23 protein-coding genes are annotated in these 19,062 nt (G+C 62.3%); 13 read left to right on the top strand and 10 right to left on the bottom strand.

All coding sequences use genetic code 11. The annotated features are described in order from the left end of the window. Nucleotides 1-16: 16 nt before the first annotated feature. Both ACK3SC_RS01290 and ACK3SC_RS01285 read right to left on the bottom strand, forming a co-directional pair. Nucleotides 17-586, bottom strand: a complete 570-nt coding sequence (locus ACK3SC_RS01290) for a TATA-box-binding protein (RefSeq protein ID WP_416838317.1) — start codon at nucleotides 584-586, stop codon at nucleotides 17-19. 58 nt (nucleotides 587-644) lie between these two features. Next, complete coding sequence (locus ACK3SC_RS01285; protein ID WP_416838316.1) at nucleotides 645-956, bottom strand: DUF5658 family protein; 312 nt, start codon at nucleotides 954-956, stop codon at nucleotides 645-647. Nucleotides 957-1,101: 145 nt separating this feature from the next. Between ACK3SC_RS01285 and ACK3SC_RS01280 the strand changes: the two genes are divergently transcribed. After that, nucleotides 1,102-2,058: a TIGR01177 family methyltransferase gene (locus tag ACK3SC_RS01280; protein ID WP_416839921.1), complete on the top strand. Its 957-nt coding sequence runs from the start codon at nucleotides 1,102-1,104 to the stop codon at nucleotides 2,056-2,058. A gap of 20 nt (nucleotides 2,059-2,078) precedes the next feature. Here ACK3SC_RS01280 and ACK3SC_RS01275 read toward each other — a convergent pair whose 3' ends face one another. From ACK3SC_RS01275 to ACK3SC_RS01260, 4 genes are all read right to left on the bottom strand, one after another. Next, nucleotides 2,079-2,507, bottom strand: a complete 429-nt coding sequence (locus tag ACK3SC_RS01275; protein WP_416838315.1) for a hypothetical protein — start codon at nucleotides 2,505-2,507, stop codon at nucleotides 2,079-2,081. A 381-nt stretch (nucleotides 2,508-2,888) separates the two neighbouring features. Further along, nucleotides 2,889-3,377: a GNAT family N-acetyltransferase gene (locus tag ACK3SC_RS01270; RefSeq protein ID WP_416838314.1), complete on the bottom strand. Its 489-nt coding sequence runs from the start codon at nucleotides 3,375-3,377 to the stop codon at nucleotides 2,889-2,891. Nucleotides 3,378-3,433: 56 nt separating this feature from the next. Beyond that, nucleotides 3,434-4,039: a protein sorting system archaetidylserine decarboxylase gene (locus ACK3SC_RS01265; protein WP_416838313.1), complete on the bottom strand. Its 606-nt coding sequence runs from the start codon at nucleotides 4,037-4,039 to the stop codon at nucleotides 3,434-3,436. Further along, complete coding sequence (locus tag ACK3SC_RS01260) at nucleotides 4,040-5,065, bottom strand: AAA family ATPase (RefSeq protein ID WP_416838312.1); 1,026 nt, start codon at nucleotides 5,063-5,065, stop codon at nucleotides 4,040-4,042. 113 nt (nucleotides 5,066-5,178) lie between these two features. Here ACK3SC_RS01260 and rnz point away from each other — a divergent pair, with 113 nt between their 5' ends. Together rnz and ACK3SC_RS01250 are read left to right on the top strand one after the other, a co-directional pair. Next, a complete protein-coding gene (gene rnz / locus ACK3SC_RS01255) occupies nucleotides 5,179-6,102 on the top strand; it encodes a ribonuclease Z (RefSeq protein ID WP_416839920.1) in 924 nt (307 codons plus the stop codon). Between the two features lie 38 nt (nucleotides 6,103-6,140). Beyond that, the gene (locus tag ACK3SC_RS01250; protein ID WP_416838311.1) at nucleotides 6,141-7,016 is read left to right on the top strand and encodes a PhzF family phenazine biosynthesis protein; all 876 of its coding nucleotides are present in this window, start codon (nucleotides 6,141-6,143) and stop codon (nucleotides 7,014-7,016) included. A gap of 18 nt (nucleotides 7,017-7,034) precedes the next feature. Here ACK3SC_RS01250 and ACK3SC_RS01245 read toward each other — a convergent pair whose 3' ends face one another. Then, nucleotides 7,035-7,379 (bottom strand): hypothetical protein, encoded by a 345-nt coding sequence (locus ACK3SC_RS01245; protein WP_416838310.1) that lies wholly within the window; start codon nucleotides 7,377-7,379, stop codon nucleotides 7,035-7,037. Then, on the bottom strand, nucleotides 7,379-8,344 hold the full coding sequence (locus tag ACK3SC_RS01240; protein WP_416838309.1) for a prohibitin family protein: 966 nt from the start codon (nucleotides 8,342-8,344) through the stop codon (nucleotides 7,379-7,381). Before ACK3SC_RS01240 ends, ACK3SC_RS01245 begins: the two co-directional genes overlap by 1 nt. Nucleotides 8,345-8,483: 139 nt before the next feature. Here ACK3SC_RS01240 and ACK3SC_RS01235 point away from each other — a divergent pair, with 139 nt between their 5' ends. Further along, complete coding sequence (locus tag ACK3SC_RS01235; RefSeq protein WP_416838308.1) at nucleotides 8,484-10,478, top strand: DUF460 domain-containing protein; 1,995 nt, start codon at nucleotides 8,484-8,486, stop codon at nucleotides 10,476-10,478. A 139-nt stretch (nucleotides 10,479-10,617) separates the two neighbouring features. Beyond that, a complete protein-coding gene (locus tag ACK3SC_RS01230; RefSeq protein WP_416838307.1) occupies nucleotides 10,618-10,968 on the top strand; it encodes a hypothetical protein in 351 nt (116 codons plus the stop codon). A 133-nt stretch (nucleotides 10,969-11,101) separates the two neighbouring features. On the opposite strand, the gene ACK3SC_RS01225 is transcribed toward ACK3SC_RS01230, so the two are convergent. Next, complete coding sequence (locus ACK3SC_RS01225; protein ID WP_416838306.1) at nucleotides 11,102-11,413, bottom strand: PLDc N-terminal domain-containing protein; 312 nt, start codon at nucleotides 11,411-11,413, stop codon at nucleotides 11,102-11,104. A gap of 192 nt (nucleotides 11,414-11,605) precedes the next feature. Between ACK3SC_RS01225 and ACK3SC_RS01220 the strand changes: the two genes are divergently transcribed. After that, nucleotides 11,606-12,592 (top strand): tyrosine--tRNA ligase, encoded by a 987-nt coding sequence (locus tag ACK3SC_RS01220; protein WP_416838305.1) that lies wholly within the window; start codon nucleotides 11,606-11,608, stop codon nucleotides 12,590-12,592. An 18-nt stretch (nucleotides 12,593-12,610) separates the two neighbouring features. Here the strand turns inward: ACK3SC_RS01220 and ACK3SC_RS01215 are convergent, their stop codons facing one another. Beyond that, nucleotides 12,611-12,790 carry a hypothetical protein gene (locus ACK3SC_RS01215; protein ID WP_416838304.1) on the bottom strand — a complete coding sequence of 60 codons (180 nt, stop codon included), beginning with the start codon at nucleotides 12,788-12,790 and terminating at the stop codon, nucleotides 12,611-12,613. A 105-nt stretch (nucleotides 12,791-12,895) separates the two neighbouring features. Here ACK3SC_RS01215 and eif1A point away from each other — a divergent pair, with 105 nt between their 5' ends. The 7 genes from eif1A (at nucleotide 12,896) to ACK3SC_RS01180 (ending at nucleotide 18,932) form a co-directional block, all read left to right on the top strand. Beyond that, nucleotides 12,896-13,186 (top strand): translation initiation factor eIF-1A, encoded by a 291-nt coding sequence (gene eif1A, locus ACK3SC_RS01210; protein ID WP_416838303.1) that lies wholly within the window; start codon nucleotides 12,896-12,898, stop codon nucleotides 13,184-13,186. A gap of 88 nt (nucleotides 13,187-13,274) precedes the next feature. After that, a complete protein-coding gene (gene rio1 / locus ACK3SC_RS01205) occupies nucleotides 13,275-14,153 on the top strand; it encodes a serine/threonine-protein kinase Rio1 (RefSeq protein ID WP_416838302.1) in 879 nt (292 codons plus the stop codon). A 3-nt stretch (nucleotides 14,154-14,156) separates the two neighbouring features. Then, on the top strand, nucleotides 14,157-14,957 hold the full coding sequence (locus ACK3SC_RS01200; protein WP_416838301.1) for a CPBP family intramembrane glutamic endopeptidase: 801 nt from the start codon (nucleotides 14,157-14,159) through the stop codon (nucleotides 14,955-14,957). 92 nt (nucleotides 14,958-15,049) lie between these two features. Continuing rightward, nucleotides 15,050-15,592, top strand: a complete 543-nt coding sequence (locus tag ACK3SC_RS01195) for a KH domain-containing protein (RefSeq protein WP_416838300.1) — start codon at nucleotides 15,050-15,052, stop codon at nucleotides 15,590-15,592. Between the two features lie 112 nt (nucleotides 15,593-15,704). Then, complete coding sequence (locus ACK3SC_RS01190) at nucleotides 15,705-16,430, top strand: NAD(P)H-hydrate epimerase (RefSeq protein WP_416838299.1); 726 nt, start codon at nucleotides 15,705-15,707, stop codon at nucleotides 16,428-16,430. Between the two features lie 141 nt (nucleotides 16,431-16,571). Continuing rightward, complete coding sequence (gene thsA / locus ACK3SC_RS01185) at nucleotides 16,572-18,221, top strand: thermosome subunit alpha (protein ID WP_416839919.1); 1,650 nt, start codon at nucleotides 16,572-16,574, stop codon at nucleotides 18,219-18,221. Between the two features lie 297 nt (nucleotides 18,222-18,518). Then, on the top strand, nucleotides 18,519-18,932 hold the full coding sequence (locus tag ACK3SC_RS01180; RefSeq protein ID WP_416838298.1) for a hypothetical protein: 414 nt from the start codon (nucleotides 18,519-18,521) through the stop codon (nucleotides 18,930-18,932). Nucleotides 18,933-19,062 lie beyond the last annotated feature (130 nt).

The raw sequence follows: 19,062 nt of genomic DNA, 5'->3' as shown, positions 1-19,062 counted from the left end.
GTCGATTCGTCTCGGGTCAGAACGACCCGCCGAGCAGTCCGAGTTCCGAGAGCCGTTCCATGATAACGTCGACTGCGTCCGCCGCATCCTGCGGTTTCTTGCCGCCCGTGATGACGAGTTTGCCCGACCCGAAGAGAAGTGCCACCACGCTCGGTTCGTCGAGACGGTAGACGAGACCGGGGAACTGCTCGGGTTCGTACTCGATGTTCTCGAGGCCGAGACCGATCGCGATCGCGTTGAGGTTCAGACTCTCACCTAAGTCGGCACTCGTGACGATGTTCTGGACGGTGATTTCGGGGTTCTCGTCGACGGGAATCTGGAGTTCGCGGAGTTTGTCGAAGACGATGCCGAGACTCTCGTGAACGTCGTCCGTGGATTTTGCGCCAGTGCAGACAATCTTCCCCGAGCGAAAGATGAGCGCCGCAGATTTCGGATTCTGTGTCCGATAGACGAGTCCCGGAAACTGTTCCGGGTCGTAGTCGGCACCTTCGAGGTCCATGGCCACACTCTGGAGGTCGAGTTCTTGGCCGATTCCCGTGGAGGCGACGACGTTTTCAATGTTGATGGTGTCCTTGGGGTCCGTCATGCAACGATTTAAAGCACGTATTTAAGGGTTAAATAGATTGGTGCAATAGTTTTACAATTTACACGCGTTGCCAGATAATCTGGACATTTCGAGCGGTTACGATGGTCCCAAGGAGTATTAGCGCAGTTGGGACCGCAAGCCGAGCAGACCCAGGTCTGAGCGTCCAGTAGGCGGCGACGAAGAGGCCAACAGAGACGAGTTTCAACACGGCGAACGACCCCGGACCGGGGTCGCCACCGGAGAGGAACCGAACGATTGGGTTCCCCTCTTCGACACCTGCCATCCTGAGTCCGACGATGGTCGTCACGTAGTCGCCAACGCCGTAGGCGAGTGCCGCCGCACTCCAGAGGATGGCGTCGAGAGAGGCCATGGAGGGTGATTCGGACCATCGGATATAAATTTCGTTTCTGCTGACCATCACGTTTCGCCGACCATCTCTCATCCAGACCCGGCCCACCGCCACCGGCGACCGATACCCTCATTTTTCCGCCCCGTCAGGTCCGAGCGTGTACGGATTGGAACTCGCCGGCGAGGAAGACGCGTTCGCGGCCCGGGAGGCCGCCACCGCTGCCACGGCAGTCGACGTCGTCGCTCCGGGGCTCGCCACCGCCCGCGGCGTCGATGCCGAGCGAGCGAGACAGCTCGCATACACCCGCCGCGTCGTCGAACTCCTCGGAACCTGTGCCCCCGACATCGAGGCCGCCCGCGCACTCGTCGAAGCGGCCAGTATCGACCGCGAGGGAACCGTCGCCGTCCGCGCTCGCGACGTCCGCGGCCTGACAGGCATCAGTACGACCGACACCGAGCGCCGCGTCGGGTCGGCACTGGTCGAACGTGGATTCGACGTGGACTTAGACGACCCGGACCACGAACTCCGCGTCTACTTCTCGGACGACACGTGCTTCGTCGGGTGGGCCGTCGTCGAAGGCGTCCGCGACTTTTCGGACCGCAAACCCACCGACCGCCCGTTCTTCCAACCGGGGAGTATGGCCCCTGTGGACGCCCGCGCCTTCGTCAACATCGCCGGCGCGGAACCCGGTGCTCGGATTCTGGACCCGATGTGCGGCACCGGCGGCGTGTTGCTCGAAGCCGGATTGGTCGGTGCCGACGTCGTCGGCGTCGATGCACAGGCGAAGATGGCCCGCGGTGCTCGAGTCAACCTCGACCACTACGTCGGCGACGGACACGTCGTTCGCGGCGACGCGACGGCGCTTCCGCTCTGCGACGACTCGATGGATGGCGTGGTGTTCGACGCACCCTATGGGAGACAGTCGAAGATTGCCCGGCACTCACTCGCGGACTTGGTTGGTGGTGCGCTCGCAGAGGTTCATCGCGTCGCACCCCAATGTGTGATGGTCGCCGACCGGTCGTGGGTCGACGAGGCCGAAGATGCAGGATGGGAAGTTGAGCAAGTGTTCGAGCGCCGGGTGCATCGGTCGCTCGTTCGGTATGTGCATATTCTGCGGCGATGAACCCGGTGTGCCGTCAGCAGTCAGAGACTCGGTGACCCAGTACGTTTTCCGCGCCGATACAGGTAGTACGACAGCAACGGAACCGAGACGACGTAGAAGAGCGAGAACAGCGTCCCAGCGACGTGCACCAGACCCGCCGCGACCCAGAGCCACCGCGGTCGCCACGATACCGACGACTCTCGAACGGCGTACACGTCGATAACGAGGAACACCAAAACGAAGAGACCGACGAAGAGGTTGATACCGTCGATGAGAAAGAGGACCGCGAAGAAACTGAGTGCGGCCTCTCCAGACCCAGATTCGATGGCGGGGATAATTCCAGCGATGGCCGCCACCGCGAGGACACTGAGAAAGACCGAAACTGGGAACGTGGCGACACCGTACCACCACGGTGATGGAGGTTGTGGGGATCGAGACAGCGAGTTTGAATCGAGCGATGTGGAGGACACTCCGTATCCCACGGGATGGAGTGTTAAATAGTTGTCATTGTGTTGGCAGCTGTTCGAGAGACCTCACCTTTCCAAGTCAACACCGCCTCACCCATCCGAACTGACTCATCCGTCTCGAGGACGACATCCCCCGAACTGAACCCCGCCAGTAACAATCCATCCACACTCGGCAGTCACACCATCTGATTCGAGGATATCCGGACGACGAGCGCAGTCGCTCGTGATTGTTAGAACGACGGGGTAGGTCAGCCAGCGGAACCCGTCGTGGAAACCACGAGGGTCGAAAGGGGCCGCCTGACCGTGCCGTCTGCATGGGTCTCTCTGCTGTCGCTATAAGACACCTGCGGAACTACGGTCTGACACGTACACAACCTCTCCCACCTATTCGAGCACGTACCGATTCTCTCGATACGAGTCGCCACCGATAGTCGTCTGTGCCTCGTCGACGAACTCGAAACCGAACTGTTCGTAGAAGGTGTTTCCCGGGTCGTTCTCGGCGAGAACCATCGCGTTGAGTCGTTCGACACCTTCGCTGGAGAGGTCGCCTCGGATTCGTTCGAGCAACTCGGACCCGACGCCCTGCCGGCGGTGGCCGGGGTGAACATAGAGGCGGAGGATGTAGCCCTCGTGTTCGTCGCTGCTCCACGTCGCGTGAGCGAATCCGACGACTGAATCGTCACGTTCGGCGACGAGCAAGAGCGACCGGGCCGGGAGCAGTGCATCCGCGATTCGTTCGGGGGCGTACCAGTCTTCGACTCCCGCGTCGATGGTTTCGCGCGTGAGAATCTCCGGGTAGTCAGTCTCCCACGACCGTTTCGCCACCGCTCGAATCGCGTCGATATCGTCCTGGGTGGCCGCTCGTATTGGCATGCGAAGGAGTACCACGCGTGCGTGGATATTCCTTCCCCTCAACCCGAACGAAAAGATTAGCGCTTCGCCAACACCGTCTCGCCCGCCCGCACCGACTCGCCTTTCTCCACGACCACGTCGTCCGAACTGAACCCTTCCGGCAACAACACGTCTGCCCGAGAGCCAAAGTCGATGTGGCCAATCCTGTCGCCGCGTTCGAGTTCGTCTCCAGTCGCAACGTAGGGGTGGATTCGGCGGGCGAACGCGCCTGCAATCTGGGAGACTTCGTACTCGTCACCCTCGTCGGTCACGACTTCGATATCGACGCGTTCGTTCTTGTCCGAGTCCTTCGAGAACGCCGGTTTGTGCGCACCCGGTCGGTGCGTCACATCCCGCACAGTTCCCGAAACGGGGGCACGGTTGACGTGCACGTCAGTGACGTTCATGAACACGCCGACGCGGATTCGGCCGTCTTCGGCACGAATCACGGAAACGTGGCCGTCGGCGGGTGAGATGACGCCAGATTCCTCGGGTGGCGAGCGCTCCGGGTCGCGGAAGAACCACAGGACGAACGCACCGAGTCCGAGAAGCACGGCACCTGCTGGGGGGAAGACGAACGCAGCGAGGAGCGCGCCGAGAAATGCAGGGACGGCGAACCGTCGATAGCCGGGGGCGAATTTCATTCAGGCCTCGCCTCGGACTTCGGCACCCCAACTCGTCAGGAGGTGCGTGAGATGCAGTCGGTCGTCGATACCAATCGAGATATCCAAATCGACCTGCCCGGCGAGTTCGTGGAGGCGTGCGAGTTCGCCGTCTGCGAATCGCTCGGGGGTCGAGTCGGCGACGCGGAGGATATCGCGAAGGAGTTCGTCGCCTTCGTACCCCTCGTCGTCGAGGAGCGTCGTGAGCGTCTTGCGGGCGTCTTTGATGTCGCCGTCGCGAGCGTTGATGAGGAGCGTCTTGAGTTCGTCGTCGAAGCCAACGTCGCCGAGGGCGGCGTGGACGGTGGACATGGTGACTTCGTCCGCCTCCGTCGCCGTTCGCTGGGCCGAGAGAATGGCCTTACGGATGTTTCCGTTCGAGGCGTCCACGAGGAACTGAAGGCCACTCTGGTCGTAGGCGACTTCTTCGGCGTCGAGGATGTTCGCGACGAGCACTTCGAGAGATTCGTCGTCGGGTGCGGGCATCGGGACGGGGAAACACCGCGAGCGAATCGGCGGGATGAGTTTCGACGGTTGGCGCGTCGTGATGACGAACTGCGTGGTCCGGTGGTGTTGTTCCATCACGCGGCGAAGGGCTTGCTGGAAGTCCTCGCGGATGGCCTCGGCGTTGTCGAGAACGATGGTCTTGTACTCGCCCGACATCGGGGCGTAACTGGCCGACTCCTTGAGCACGCGATTGATCATATCGCGTTTCGCCATGCGACTCCGACCGTCGAGGAACTGCTCGAAGCGCGGGTCCTGTCGAATCTGCTTTTTCGTCCGGTTGAAGAAGTCCGCGACGTTGAGTTCGATGAGGTCGTTCTCCGGGTCGGCGTGTGCTTCCTCGGCGAGTGCGCGGACCGCGGCGGTCTTTCCGACGCCCGGCGGCCCCTGCACCACGAGGTTCATCGGTTCGTCCACGGCGCGGCGAAGGCGCTCACGGACCTCCTGTTGCGGGAGGTCGTCGAGTGTCGGCGCGTGCGTTTCGGTCCACAGCGGCGCGTCCATTGCACTGCGGTAACAGACGGTCGGGTAAGAATCGGTCGGTCCGTCGGAACCGCGACAGACACCGACGATTCGACGCACGTTTAGCCCCGCCGCTATCAGTATCAGCCATGTCCATGCGTGTGACCTTCCTCGGGACCGGGGGGGCCGTCCCCACCACGGCGCGAGCGCCGAGCGCGTTTCTCGTGAATCGCGACGGCGAGCGCCTGCTGTTCGATTGCGGGGAGGGAACTCAGCGACAGATGATGCGATTCGGCACCGGATTCGGCATCGGCCACCTGTTCGTCACGCACCTCCACGGCGACCACATCCTCGGCATCCCCGGCCTGATTCAGACGCTCGATTTCAACGAGCGCGAAGCCCCACTCGCAATCCACGGCCCACCGGGGAGCAAGCGACACCTCAGACGACTCGTCCACGCCGGCGGCTACCAACCCGGATTCCACGTCACCTTCCACGAAGTCGCCCCCGGAAACGTGGCGTACAGCGCCGAGGACTACGAGGTTCGAACGTTCGAGACAGAACACCGAGCCTCGTCTGTCGGCTATGCGCTCGTCGAAGACGACCGACCCGGTCGGTTTGACCGCGAGAAAGCCGAAGAACTCGGCGTCCCCGTCGGTCCCGCGTTCGGACGCCTCCACGGCGGCGAAGATATCGAACTCGACGACGGAACGGTCGTTCGCTCCGAACAGGTCGTCGGCGACCCTCGCCCCGGCCGAAAAGTCGTCTACACCGGTGACACACGCCCGCTCGAGTCGACCATCGAAATCGCCCACGAAGCGGACTTGCTCGTCCACGACGCGACGTTCACCGACGAAGAAGCAGAACGCGCGAAGTCGACCGCCCACTCGACTGCTCGCGAGGCGGCTCGCGTCGCCCGCGACGCCAACGTCCGGCAGTTCGCACTCACGCACGTCTCGGCACGCTACGCCACCAATCCGAACCCGCTTCTCGAACAGGCGCGAGAAGTCTTCCACGGCGACGTGTTCGTCGCCGAAGACGGCCAGAAGGTCGAGGTTCCGTTCCCGGATACTGAGTGAGACACACGTTTTTCTCACCACCGCACGCATCGTCTCGCGTGCCAAGCAACGCCTTCCACATCGTAGACGTGTTCGCGACGGCGAAGTACGCGGGGAACCAACTCGCCGTCTTTGAAGACGCTGACACACTCACAGACGACCAGATGGCCGCACTCGCGAAGGAGATGAACTACTCCGAGACGACGTTCGTCGAAGGTGGGAGTCCAGAAGACGGGTTCGACGTTCGCATCTTCACGCCCGGTGGTGAGATTCCGTTCGCCGGCCACCCGACGCTCGGAACCGCCGCAGTCCTTCGCGAACACTTCGACGCCGGCGACGAGGTGACGCTGAACCTCGGTGTCGGTCCGATTCCGGTCGAAGTGCGGACTGAGGACGGCGACGAAGCGTACTGGATGACGCAGAACGAACCCGAGTTCGGCGAGATACTCGACCACGAGATGATTGCAGAAGTCCTCTCGCTCGACGTTTCCAACCTCGACACCGACTGGCCGGTACAGGTCGTCTCGACAGGGCTCCCTGCGGTGATGATTCCGCTCCACGACCGAGATGCACTGGGTCGCTGCGAAGTCGACCCTGCAGCGTATCGGACGTTCTTGGACGAGGTTGGCGTGGACAACCTCTTCCCGTTCTGTCCGGACCCACGAGACGACGCGAACGACATCGCAGCGCGAATGTTCGCCCCCGGCCACGGCGTCCCCGAAGACCCAGCCACTGGAAGTGCAAACGGGAACTTCGCCGGCTATCTCGCTCGCCACCGCTACTTCGGTGACTCCGAAATAGAGGTGACCGTCGAACAGGGCTACGAGATGGGTCGGCCGTCGCACCTCTTCCTCGAAGCGAGCGACGACGGCGACGAAGTGACCATCCGCGTCGGTGGCGCGGTGGAGTTCGTCGCAGAAGGAAGTCTGGTCTGAGGCGACGAGGAGAGAAACTCAGTCCAGGTGGTCGTCGCAGACCGGATTTCTCCCATCTTCGAGAAGCACGACGGGGACGCCGAGAACGACCCATTCACGCACGTAACGCCGAATGGTCGTCGCCGGCGAGTCGCATTCGACGCAGGTGGCATTCGTGTCAGAGGGTGTCGATTCGAGTATTCGCCTCCGCGGGCCGATTGTCGTCCGCGAGTACGCCGGTGTTTTGAGCAAGAGATAGCCGAGACTGGCGGCCACACCGACAGCGACGAGTGGCAGGACGAACCGCCCCGCACTCGTCCGTGCGAGTGCGCCGATGATGACCAAGAGAACGACCACGACGACGAGTTCACGACGAAGTCGCATCAGGTCGAACTGGTGGAGTTGTCGGAATCGCTCGACGACGATGACGACGATGACGACGATGACGACGACGAACTCGACTCGTCGCTATCGAGCGACCGGACGAACTGCGGATAGCCGTCTCCACCGACCGGGATGTACACCGTGTCCGTCTCGTCTAACTTCTCGATGTACTTCTGGGCGAGCACCTCGTCGGAGAGCGACTCCGAGACGATGCGGTTCGCGTCTGCTTCACCCTGTGCCTCGATTCGTTTGCGCTCTGCTTCGAGTTCTTCGACGGCCAGTTCGTCTTGTTTCTGTTGCCGACGTTGCTCGGTAATCTCCTTCTGTTCGACTGCCTGTGCGTACTCGTTCGGGAGTTCCACGTTGCGAATCTGGACGGCTTCGAGGATGAGCCCGGCCTCTGCGAACTCCTGCCCGAGTTCGCGTTCGGCGGCGGCCTTCAGTTGGGTCTGGCCTTCACCGGTGTAGATGACCGTGACCGGAAGCCGGCCGGCCTCGGTCCGGAGAACAGAGCGAATCGATGGCCGAATGAGGCGCTCTTCGGCGGACTCGACCGTCCGGTAGTTCTGGTAGAATTTGACCGCCTGCGCGGCATCGACACGGTAGCGGACGGTCACGTCGATGTCGGTTCGGAGACCGTCTTGCGTGAGGACGGTGATGGCGTCGTCACCCTGTCGTTCACCCTCGCCTGACGCCGCAGACATCGTGTACGACTGCGGGCGAACAGAGAGGGAGACGGTCGACTGTGAGACGGGGTTGACGAAGTGCGCACCGGGGTCGAACACCGTGCCGGTCGTCGCACCCCACTTTTTCACCACCTTCACGTTCCCTTCTTCGACGGGTTCCCACGCGAGAAGTCCCGCGACGGGTGCTGCAACGAGGAGGAGGGCGATACCTGCAATGAGGACAATCCGCGTCAGCGACCGAGGAGTCACCGACGGCGGGTCGGGAATGTCAGCACTCACGAATAGACATTATGTCGGACTGATTTGTTTGTTCCGTGTCAAACTCGGTCACGACTCACAGGGGGTGTCACGGTCCGAACGCCGCCGAACTGACACACCCGGCGTGGAGTATATATTCGGTGCGTCCGTATTCGTCGCCGTGAACGACCGGACGAGCGCGCTCGACTCGGTCGTCTTCGGCGTCGACATCCAAAGCGGCGACGTGCGCGGTGATTCTCCGTCGTACGCCCTCGTCGTGTTGGACACCCGAGACACTGAGTCAGACGAGGTCCGAATCGAACGAGACGTCGTCTCCTTCCGTAAGTTACGTCGCCTCATCGAGCGCGACGAACCGACAGTCGTCGCGACGGACAACATGTACGAACTCGCGGCGGACAAAGACGACCTGGTTCGCTTCCTGCGATGGCTTCCACACGAAACCAGACTCGTGCAGGTTACGGGGGCCGAACGCCCCGAACCACTCTCCCGAGTGGCATCGCGACACGGCGTCCCCTACGGGAAGGACCCGATGAAAGAAGCAGAGGCCGCCGCCAGACTCGCCCTCGCGAACATCGGCTACGAAGTCGTCGCCTTCGAGAACACGACGACGGTCAAGGTCTCTCGCGGGCGCTCGACTGGCAAAGGCGGGTGGAGTCAGGACCGCTACACCCGCCGAATCCATGGCTCTGTCAAACAGCAGTCCCGCGAAGTCGAGTCCGCGCTCAAAGAGGCGAATCTCGAGTACGAGCGCGACATCACAGAGAAGTACGGCGGCTACTCACAGGCGCTGTTCACCGTCGAAGGCCGACCACAGGACATTCCGGTGTCGGCGCGGCGGTCCGGCGACACGCGCATCGAAATCGAGCGCGAACGCCGCGACGGCGTCGAATTCGAACCCCTCGTCAAACGTCGCGACCGAGTCATCGTCGGCATCGACCCCGGAACGACGACTGCCGTCGCCGTCATCGGATTCGATGGCCGCGTCCTCGACGTTCACTCGACGCGAACCGCCGACACAGCCGCAATCATCGAGTGGCTAATCGAGCGCGGGCGGCCGAGTCTCGTCGCCGCCGACGTGAATCCGATGCCCGAAACCGTCGAGAAATTCCGTCGGAGTTTCGACGCCGCTGGCTGGATTCCACCGAGCGACATCCCGGTGGACGAAAAACTCCACCGCACCCGCGACGTGAACTACGAGAACGACCACGAGCGCGACGCACTCGCCGCCGCGCTGTTCGCCTTCGACGACCACGCAGACCAGTTCGAACGTATCTCACGGAAGGTGCCCGCCGACGTGGACCGCGAAGAAGTCATCGCGCGCGTCCTCACGAGCGAAGAGTCGGTCGAGGCCGTCCTCCGCGAGATGAACGACGACGGGGCGGACACCGGCGACGACGACACCGACGACACACCCGAGCAACCCGAACTCACGCCCGAAGAGCGGCAGATTCGCAATCTGAAGTCGCGCGTCGAGCGACTGGAATCTCACGTCGACGACCTCAACGAGACGCTCGACGAGAAGAACGAGACGATAGAAGAGTACAAGAAGGAACTCTCGGACGCCCGCCGTGAAGAACGCCGCGAGGCCCGCGAGCGTCGGGAAGTCAATCGGCTCGAACGCGAAAACGGGCGCTTGGAGCGCAAGGCCGAATCGCTCGAAGACGAGAAGGACGAACTCGCGGAGAAACTCGACCGCCTGAAGTCGCTGTGGAAACTCGACCACTCGAACTTCGCGGACGTGAACACCGAGGGCAATCTCGCACCCGTGAAAATCGTCGAGCAGTTCACGAACGGAGCGTTGGACCACACCGTCGAAGCGTACGGCATCGCCGCCGGCGACGTGGTCTACCTCCGCGATGCGAGCGGTGCTGGCCGAACCACGGCCGAACGCCTCGCCGCGTTCGACCCGCGTCTCGTCGTTCGGTCTGGCAATCTCTCGGAAGTCGCAGACGAGGTTCTCTTCGAGGCCGAGATTCCGGTCGCTCCCGCCGCCGACGTGACGATACAGGAGATAGACGAACTCGCTGTCGCAAGCAAAGCTGAGATAGATGCTGCAATCGACGACTGGGAAACCCGCGCCGAAGCGCGTCGGAAGAAGAACAGAGAGTCGATGGTGGACCAGATTATCTCCGAACACCGCGCCGAAAAGCGGTAAGACGCGTCGAATCCGGTTTCGGGTGACGCAGATGGCGCTGTTTACGGCTCCAGTCGCTGATAGTTCGTCGAAGCGGTGTTGAATAATGGGCGCAACTCGACCGGTACAAGTTATAAGTTGTCAACACATATACATCTGCATGGACAGTTCCCTCCGAACCCACTTGTGGAATCGTGCAGTCTTTGTCCTGTTTGCCTTACCCACACTCGGATATCTCGGATTTCTCTCTCAATTCCTGTTCGGTGAGCCAACTGGGATTGTTCGGACGTTCCTCGGAGGAGTGTTCTTGTTCGCCCTCCCTGTGATGGTTCTCTACTCAACACTCCTCGGTGCAATCGCCCCGGTTAATCAGTCACTCGGCACAGTCGGATTCTTCATCTTCACCTATCTGTTTGCCGTCGCTCTTGTTTGGACAACTCGGCGAGGGATAGAACTCGTTCGAGGCCGGAGACCACCCAAGGAGTCAGCTCTTGACTCTGAGGGCATGTGAGTTACCGTCCAATAAGGGTGGATGGCGTGGGGTGGATTTGAGCGACACACCCTCGTTACGTGTCGCGAGATTCCGGTCAAGCTTCGGATATTTCATCAGAGCGAATCAGACCGACTCCGGTCGAATCTCGTCGTTAGCTCGTCACGTCGTCGCCACCCGTCAGTCCCCCGACGACGAAATAAATCGCCGCCCCGATGAGCGGGACGAAAAAGGCGAGTGCCGCCCAGAACGTCGCACTTCGGCCTTTGAGCGTCGCATCTTTGTGAACCCGGTAGGGCAGGTAGACGTGGAAGACGAGGAAGTAGAGAGCGAACCCGAAGATGTACGGGAGGAGGTTGCCGCCGCTGACCGACGCCCACATGACCGCCAAGAGGCCGAAGACGGCGAGCATGAGCGCGGCGAAGATGACAACCGGCGCACGCGTTCGAGTACCAGAGTCGGACATCACCCGGAGTTAGGACTGGGAGGTGTTGTCCGTTTCGCCCGAGAGCGGCGTTTCAGAGGGAGTATCGTAGCCAGCCGGAAGATGTGCGACCACCGACTGGCGAGGAGGGTCGATTCTCACGACGGGAAACGGTGAGCTTCGACGAGAATCCCTATCAGAAGTCATATCCCACATCCCCGACACCGAACACGTATGGACGCATACGACCTGATCACTCGGAACGCCTCCGAAGTGGTCACGGAGGACGAAGTGCGCACGCTGGCCGACGACCCACAGGGCAAGCGAGCGTACGTGGGCTACGAGCCCTCGGGTGTCCTCCACATCGGTCACATGCTCACCGCCAACAAGCTCATCGACCTCCAGGAGGCGGGCTTCGAGGTAGTCGTGCTGCTGGCCGACGTACACGCCTACCTCAACGGCAAGGGCACCTTCGAGGAGATCCGCGAGACGGCCGAACGCATGAAAGAGCAGTTCATCGCCTACGGCTTAGACGAGAGCCAGACCGAGTTCGTCCTCGGGTCGGAGTTCCAACTCGACGAGAGCTACGTCCTCGACTTACACGCACTCGAACTCGAGACGACGCTCTCGCGGGCCGAACGCGCCATGGCCGAAATCAAGAGCGGCGAGAGCGTGACGGTTGCACAGGCAGTCTACCCCATCATGCAGGCGCTGGACATCGTCTACCTCGACGTGGACCTCGCCATCGGCGGGATGGAACAGCGGAAAGTCCACATGCTCGCCCGCGACACCCTGCCGAACATCGGCGAAGAGTCGCCGACCTGTCTGCACACCCCGCTCATCGCGGACCTCGCGACTGGTGCAGGCAAGATGTCCTCGTCGAAGGGCGTCACCATCTCGATGGAAGACACCACCGAAGACATCGAAGAGAAAGTCAACGACGCGTTCTGCCCGCCGACGGCCGACCCGGACCCGATGGACGACGGCACCGAACGCGAGAACCCAGTGCTCCAGATCTTCGAGTACCACGTCTTCCCGCGCTTCGAACGCGTCGTCGTCGAACGCCCCGACAAGTACGGCGGCAACCTCGAATACGACGACTACGAGTCGCTCGAGGCTGACCTCGAATCCGGCGAACTCCACCCCCTCGACGCGAAGGGCGCGCTGGCGGGCTACCTCGACGAACTCATCGCACCGGGTCGAAAGAAGATAGACGCCTAATCCGAAAGACGACCCGTCTCAGGCCATTCCGAACATCTTCATCACGTTCTCTGCCAGACCGCCAGCGACGAGTCCCATCCCTGCGACGACGAGCGCGATGCCGGCGGCGACGAGCGGTGCCTGAACTGCGACGAGGGCAATCCCACTGAGGAGACAGACGACGCCGGCGATACCTTTCGTGCCGAGTTTATCGAGCATATCCTGACGGCGGACCGGAAGCCCCCTAAACGCGTCGTTCGACCGGACACTCTCGCGCGGAGTAACGTCGGCGGGTTTAAACATGACGGCGTAGAAGCGTCGCGCATGAGCGACGACGAGAACGAGCGCCGCCGAGACCTGAGAATGCCGAACGACGACGAAGTGTTCGCCGTCGTGACGAACATGCTCGGTGCAAATCGTATCCGCGTCCGCTGTGCCGACGGCGTCGAGCGGACCGCTCGCATCCCCGGTCGAATGCAGAAGCGCATCTGGATTCGAGAAGACGACGTAGTCCTCGTCGACCCGTGGGACTGGCAAGACGAGAAGGCAGACGTGACGTGGCGCTACGAGAAGTCCGAAGCCGACCAACTCCGTCGCGAAGGCCATATCCAGTAGACTGGTCTGCGCTGGGACAGTTTTCGTTGCCGAAACCCGACGACAGAGCCTGTGGCCTTTTCATCTCGCCTCCCGTAGCCCTAGTTCAATGACTGACGAGTTCGGCTTGGTCGAACCCCAGGAGGGCGTGACGTTTGGCGACGAGTGGGAAGAGATAGACCTCTCTGACGACGAGGCAGACCGCATTGCCAAGCGTCGTGACCGCGACTTCGACGAGTTCAGAATTCGGATGAAAGACGCCGACCAGTTCAAAGTCGAACAGTCGGTGTTCGATGACGCCACCTTCGCTGCAATCTACAAACTCGTCCAAGACGGCCACATCGACGCGTTCGGCGGGCCTATCTCGACGGGCAAGGAGGCCAACGTCTACGAGGCACTGGGTCCCGACGAGACAGCAGTCGCCGTCAAAATTTATCGCATCAATGCCTCGGACTTCCGCCACATGCGCGACTATCTCGAAGGCGACCCGCGATTCGAGGGCATCGGCCACGACAAGGGACAGGTCGTCCGTGCGTGGGTCAGAAAGGAGTTCGCCAACCTCGAACGCGCCCAGCGCGCCGGCGTTCGCGTCCCGAAACCAATCTCGGTCCAGCGGAACGTCCTCGTGATGGAACTCGTCGGCGTCGCAGACGACCGGGCACGACGACTCTCGGAAGTCAACGTCGAGAATCCACAGACTGCTTACGAAGTCGTCCGCGAGTACATGCGCCGCCTCCACCGTGCCGGACTCGTCCACGGCGACCTCTCGGAGTACAATCTCATCATCCACGAGGGCGAACTCGTCGTCATCGACCTCGGACAGGCCGTAACTATTCACCACCCCAACGCCGAGGAGTTCCTCCGACGCGACTGTCACAACGTCGCCAAGTTCTTCCAGCGACAGGGTGCCGACGCCGACGCCGACTCGCTGTTCGAGTTCGTCACGGCCGACGAAGAGGACGAAGACGGAGACGAAGACGAGGAGTAATCGATGACGAGGAGCGTCGTGAGTCGGTTTCTCCCGTTCGCCGGTCTCGCATCCCTCTGGGCGTGGCCGTTCTGGCTTCTCACGACAGTCCTCCCCGATTCTATCGACATCGTCGCTATCCTCGCAGGAGCGTGGGGGCCGACAGTCACCGCAGTCGTCCTGACGTGGCGTGCGTCGGGTCGCGATGGCGTTCGGTCGCTCCTCTCGAAGTATCTCGCGTGGCGAACCGGTCTGTGGCCCGCAGTCGGTGTCGTCGTCAGCGTCCTCGCCACGACTGTCGCCGCCGTCTGGGTCACGTCGCTCGGCGGCGTTCCGGGTGGTCTCGGGGGTGGCCCATCACTCTTCGCCCTGCCTCTCGTCATCCTCGTCAACGTCTTCCTCGGCGGCCCACTCGCAGAGGAAGCAGGGTGGCGCGGGTTCGCCCATCCACTGCTCCGTGAGCGAGTCGGGTCGGGAATCGCTGGAGTCATCGTCGGGCTCGTCTGGGGACTGTGGCACGCACCGCTATTTTTCCTCCCCGGACAGGCGTTCGTCGTCGGCGGAACTGACCCGCTCGCGTTCGTTGCACTGACCATCTCGTGGTCGGTGCTGTTCGGCGTCGTCACCGAACGGGCCGACGGAAGTCTCCTTCCGGCAGTGTTCGGACACGCCACAGTGAACACCGCACTCGGGACGTACGGGTTCCTCTCGGCGGCGTTCTACCGCCCAGCAATCGTCGTCGGGTTCAGCGCCGTCGCCGCCGGGGTGCTCGTCGTCCATCACGTCAGCACTCGCCTGTTCGACTCGACGACGCCCGCAGCGTGAACAGCGCGACCCGAAAACGGCGCGTCTGCGAGTGACACACGTAGCGGCCCCGCGAGCGAACGCTTAAACCGCTCCACTGGGTATCCCCCCCTATGCAGCACGTCAAGGTGCCGCAGGACCGTATCGGTGTTCTCATCGGTGAAGGTGGGTCGACGCTTCGAGAAATCGAGAGTCGAGCAGAAGTTCGACTCGACGTCGACTCTGAAAACGGCAGCGTCGCAATCGACAGCGTGGGTGACCCCGTACTCGGGATGGTCGCTCCCGATGTCGTTCGCGCCGTCGGCCGTGGCTTCGCCCCTGAGGACGCGATGTCGCTCCTCGACGACGACATGCGGATGTTCGAACTGATCGAAATCGACCGACACACCCGAAACAAGAACGATATGCGGCGCAAGAAAGGCCGACTCATCGGCGAGAACGGTCGCACCCGCGAACTCATGGAAGAGTTGACCGGTGCGGATGTGGTCATCTACGGGTCGACGCTCGGCATCATCGGGCAACCCGAGGAAGTCGAAGTCGTCCGCCGTGCTGTCGAGATGATTCTCGACGGTGCGCCACACGGCGCAGTCTACTCGTTCCTCGAACGCAAGCACAACGACCTGACGCGCGGATTCAACGTCAGACAGAACAACTGAGACGCCACCGCCGACGCGGCCACCCGGCCGACGCGGCACGTCACCGACGAGGACACCGCTGTTGCGGCCCTCACACCGTACCGTCTTTTTTCTGGACACCATAGAGCGAGTCGTGACGACCCAGTTCGAGACGACGGACGGGGTTTCGGTCCCAGCCGTCACCGCCGACCAGATGCGTTCGGTCGACCGCGTTGCAGTCGAAGACGTTGGACTCGCACTCCTCCAGATGATGGAACACGCCGGGCGAAATCTCGCCGAAGTCGCCCGCGACGCCGCAGACGGAGGGAGCATCGTCGTTCTCGCTGGTGACGGGGGAAACGGTGGCGGTGGTATCTGTGCGGCTCGTCATCTGGCAAACGGAGGGGCGGACGTGACGCTCGTCGTGGACAGACCAGACGACGAATTGACCGGTGCCGCCGCTCGACAGCGTCGCATCCTCGCAGCGACGGATGCGAATGTGGTGACATCGTCTCACGCCAGCGCGTCCATCCACGACGCCGCAGTCGTCGTCGATGCGCTCGTCGGGTACGGACTTTCGGGAGCACTTCGCGGGACGGCAGCGTCACTCGTCGAGACGACGGCGGACGCGAACGTCGTCGTCTCACTCGACGTTCCTTCGGGCGTCGATGCGACGACTGGTGACGCTCCCGGTGTGGCAGTCGAACCCGACACGACACTCACACTGGCGCTCCCGAAGACGGGGCTTGCCCGCGCAGCGGTCGGTGACCTCCTCCTCGCAGACATCGGCATCCCACGAGGCGTCTACGACATCCTCGACATCGACTACACCGACCCCTTCGACGGCGCACGCCGTGTCTGGCTTCGGATTCGTACATAAACCCTCGTAATCGATAGCCTTCTCTCGGGTTCGACTGAGCTACCGTGTTGCGTTTTGACATACCACTAAACACAACTCTTTTATAGAATCACAAACAATCAGGCGATGACTATGAGCCAGCGAATGCAGCAGGGTCAGCCCATGATCATTCTGGGTGAAGACTCGCAGCGAACATCCGGTCAGGATGCGCAGTCGATGAACATCACGGCCGGCAAAGCCGTCGCAGAGGCCGTACGTACGACGCTCGGCCCCAAGGGAATGGACAAGATGCTCGTCGACTCCGGCGGGCAGGTCGTCGTCACGAACGACGGTGTCACCATCCTCAAAGAGATGGACATCGACCACCCCGCGGCCAACATGATCGTCGAAGTCTCCGAGACGCAGGAAGACGAAGTCGGAGACGGGACGACGACGGCCGTCATCATCGCGGGTGAACTCCTCGACCAGGCCGAGGAACTCCTCGAATCCGACGTTCACGCAACCACCATCGCGCAGGGCTACCGTCAGGCCGCAGAGAAGGCCAAGGAAGTCCTCGAATCGAACGCCATCCAGGTCACCGAAGACGACCGCGAGACCCTGACGAAGATCGCCGCGACGGCGATGACGGGCAAGGGCGCAGAGTCCGCGAAGGACCTCCTCGCCGAACTCGTCGTCGACGCCGTCCTCGCAGTGGCAGACGACGACGGCATCGACACGGACAACGTCTCCGTCGAGAAGGTCGTCGGCGGTTCGATCAACAACTCCGAACTCGTCGAAGGCGTCATCGTCGACAAGACGCGCGTGGACGAGAACATGCCGTACGCCGTCGAAGACGCCAACGTCGCCATCCTCGACGACGCGCTCGAAGTCCGCGAGACGGAGATCGACGCCGAAGTCAACGTCACGGACCCAGACCAGCTTCAGCAGTTCCTCGACCAGGAAGAAAAACAGCTGAAAGAGATGGTCGACAAGCTCGTCGACGTCGGCGCCGACGTCGTCTTCGTCGGTGACGGTATCGACGACATGGCGCAGCACTACCTCGCGAAGGAAGGCATCCTCGCAGTCCGCCGCGCCAAGTCCTCTGACCTCAAGCGCCTCGCCCGCGCCACGGGTGGCCGCGTCGTCAGCAACCTCGACGACATCGAGGAAGACGACCTCGGCTTCGCAGGCTCCGTCTCCCAGAAGGACGTCGGTGGCGACGAGCGCATCTTCGTCGAAGACGTCGAAGACGCCAAGTCCGTCACGCTCATCCTCCGCGGCGGCACCGAACACGTCGTCGACGAACTCGAGCGCGCTATCGAGGACTCCCTCGGCGTCGTCCGCACGACGCTCGAAGACGGACAGGTCCTCCCCGGTGGCGGTGCCCCTGAGACGGAACTCTCGCTCGTCCTGCGCGAATTCGCTGACTCTGTCGGTGGCCGCGAACAGCTCGCTATCGAAGCGTTCGCCGAAGCCCTCGACATCATCCCGCGCACGCTCGCCGAGAACGCTGGTCTCGACCCCATCGACTCCCTCGTCGACCTGCGCTCGCGCCACGACGCCGGCGAGTTCGCCGCTGGCCTCGACGCCTACACGGGCGACATCATCGACATGGAAGCAGAGGGTGTCGTCGAACCCCTCCGCGTCAAGACGCAGGCCATCGAGTCCGCAACCGAAGCCGCTGTCATGATTCTCCGCATCGACGACGTCATCGCCGCTGGCGACCTCTCCGGTGGCCAGACCGGTGGCGACGACGACGAAGGCGGCGCACCCGGCGGTATGGGTGGCATGGGCGGCATGGGCGGTATGGGCGGCATGGGCGGCGCAATGTGAGCGTCCCCCCATACACTCACCCCCTGACCCACGAATCGACTCGAAACGTCGGCCCGTTTCGCATCGTTTTTTCTGACCTCACACTCGCCAGCGACGCCCATCACCCGAGAACCGAAGTTGGGATGACATTAATCGAGTAACTGCGTTGTGACGGTACAGTCACCAGAGAGAAATTCTCGTTCTTGTCGAGAGTTCGGGCTGAAAGTTTACAAACCGTTCTAAAACCACGGTTATGCTGTTCGAAATATCGGTGGGGCTCAGCATACCTTTAGACCGTGGCAACGACTAACAAGGTGTATGTCCTCCACCGGGACCACGGAGTCTGACACCGTCTCGGACGCCCACGACCCGGCGAAACGACCGCCGTTTCTCGCCGTCGTCGGTCCTCGCGTCTCCGAGGCGGCGTCGATTGCCGCCACCCTCATCCCCGGCGTTACCCCGCTCGTACACGCCCCTCACAGCGCGTCGCCATCGCGCCTCCGCGCGACACTGGCGGCGATGCGCCAATCGGATACACCGCTCGTTGTCGCTACCGATAGTGCTGCCGCCGTCCGCGACGCCGACCGCGTCCTCGTCACCGATGCGGGCGTCGTCATCGAAGACGGAATCCCGACAGACCTCCTCGCGGTACCCGGTCGCTACGCGCAGTGGTACGGCGACGAAATCGGCGCGAACTTCTCCGACCCCGGAAAAGACGTGGCCGACGAGTGACGAACGCCCACCCGAACTTTCTCGGTTTTTCGTCCCTCAGCTACACGCATGGGTGACCGCGCGTGTTATCGCGAGTTCTGTCCGGACTGCGACGCACAGGTGATTATCGTCGACGACGAGTGCCCGGCGT

The sequence above is a fragment of the Haloferax sp. DFSO52 genome (assembly GCF_048158745.1).
Taxonomy (GTDB): Archaea; Halobacteriota; Halobacteria; order Halobacteriales; family Haloferacaceae; genus Haloferax.
Note: the sequence above shows the minus strand (reverse complement) of the source record. Positions and strands in the feature narration are given on the sequence as shown.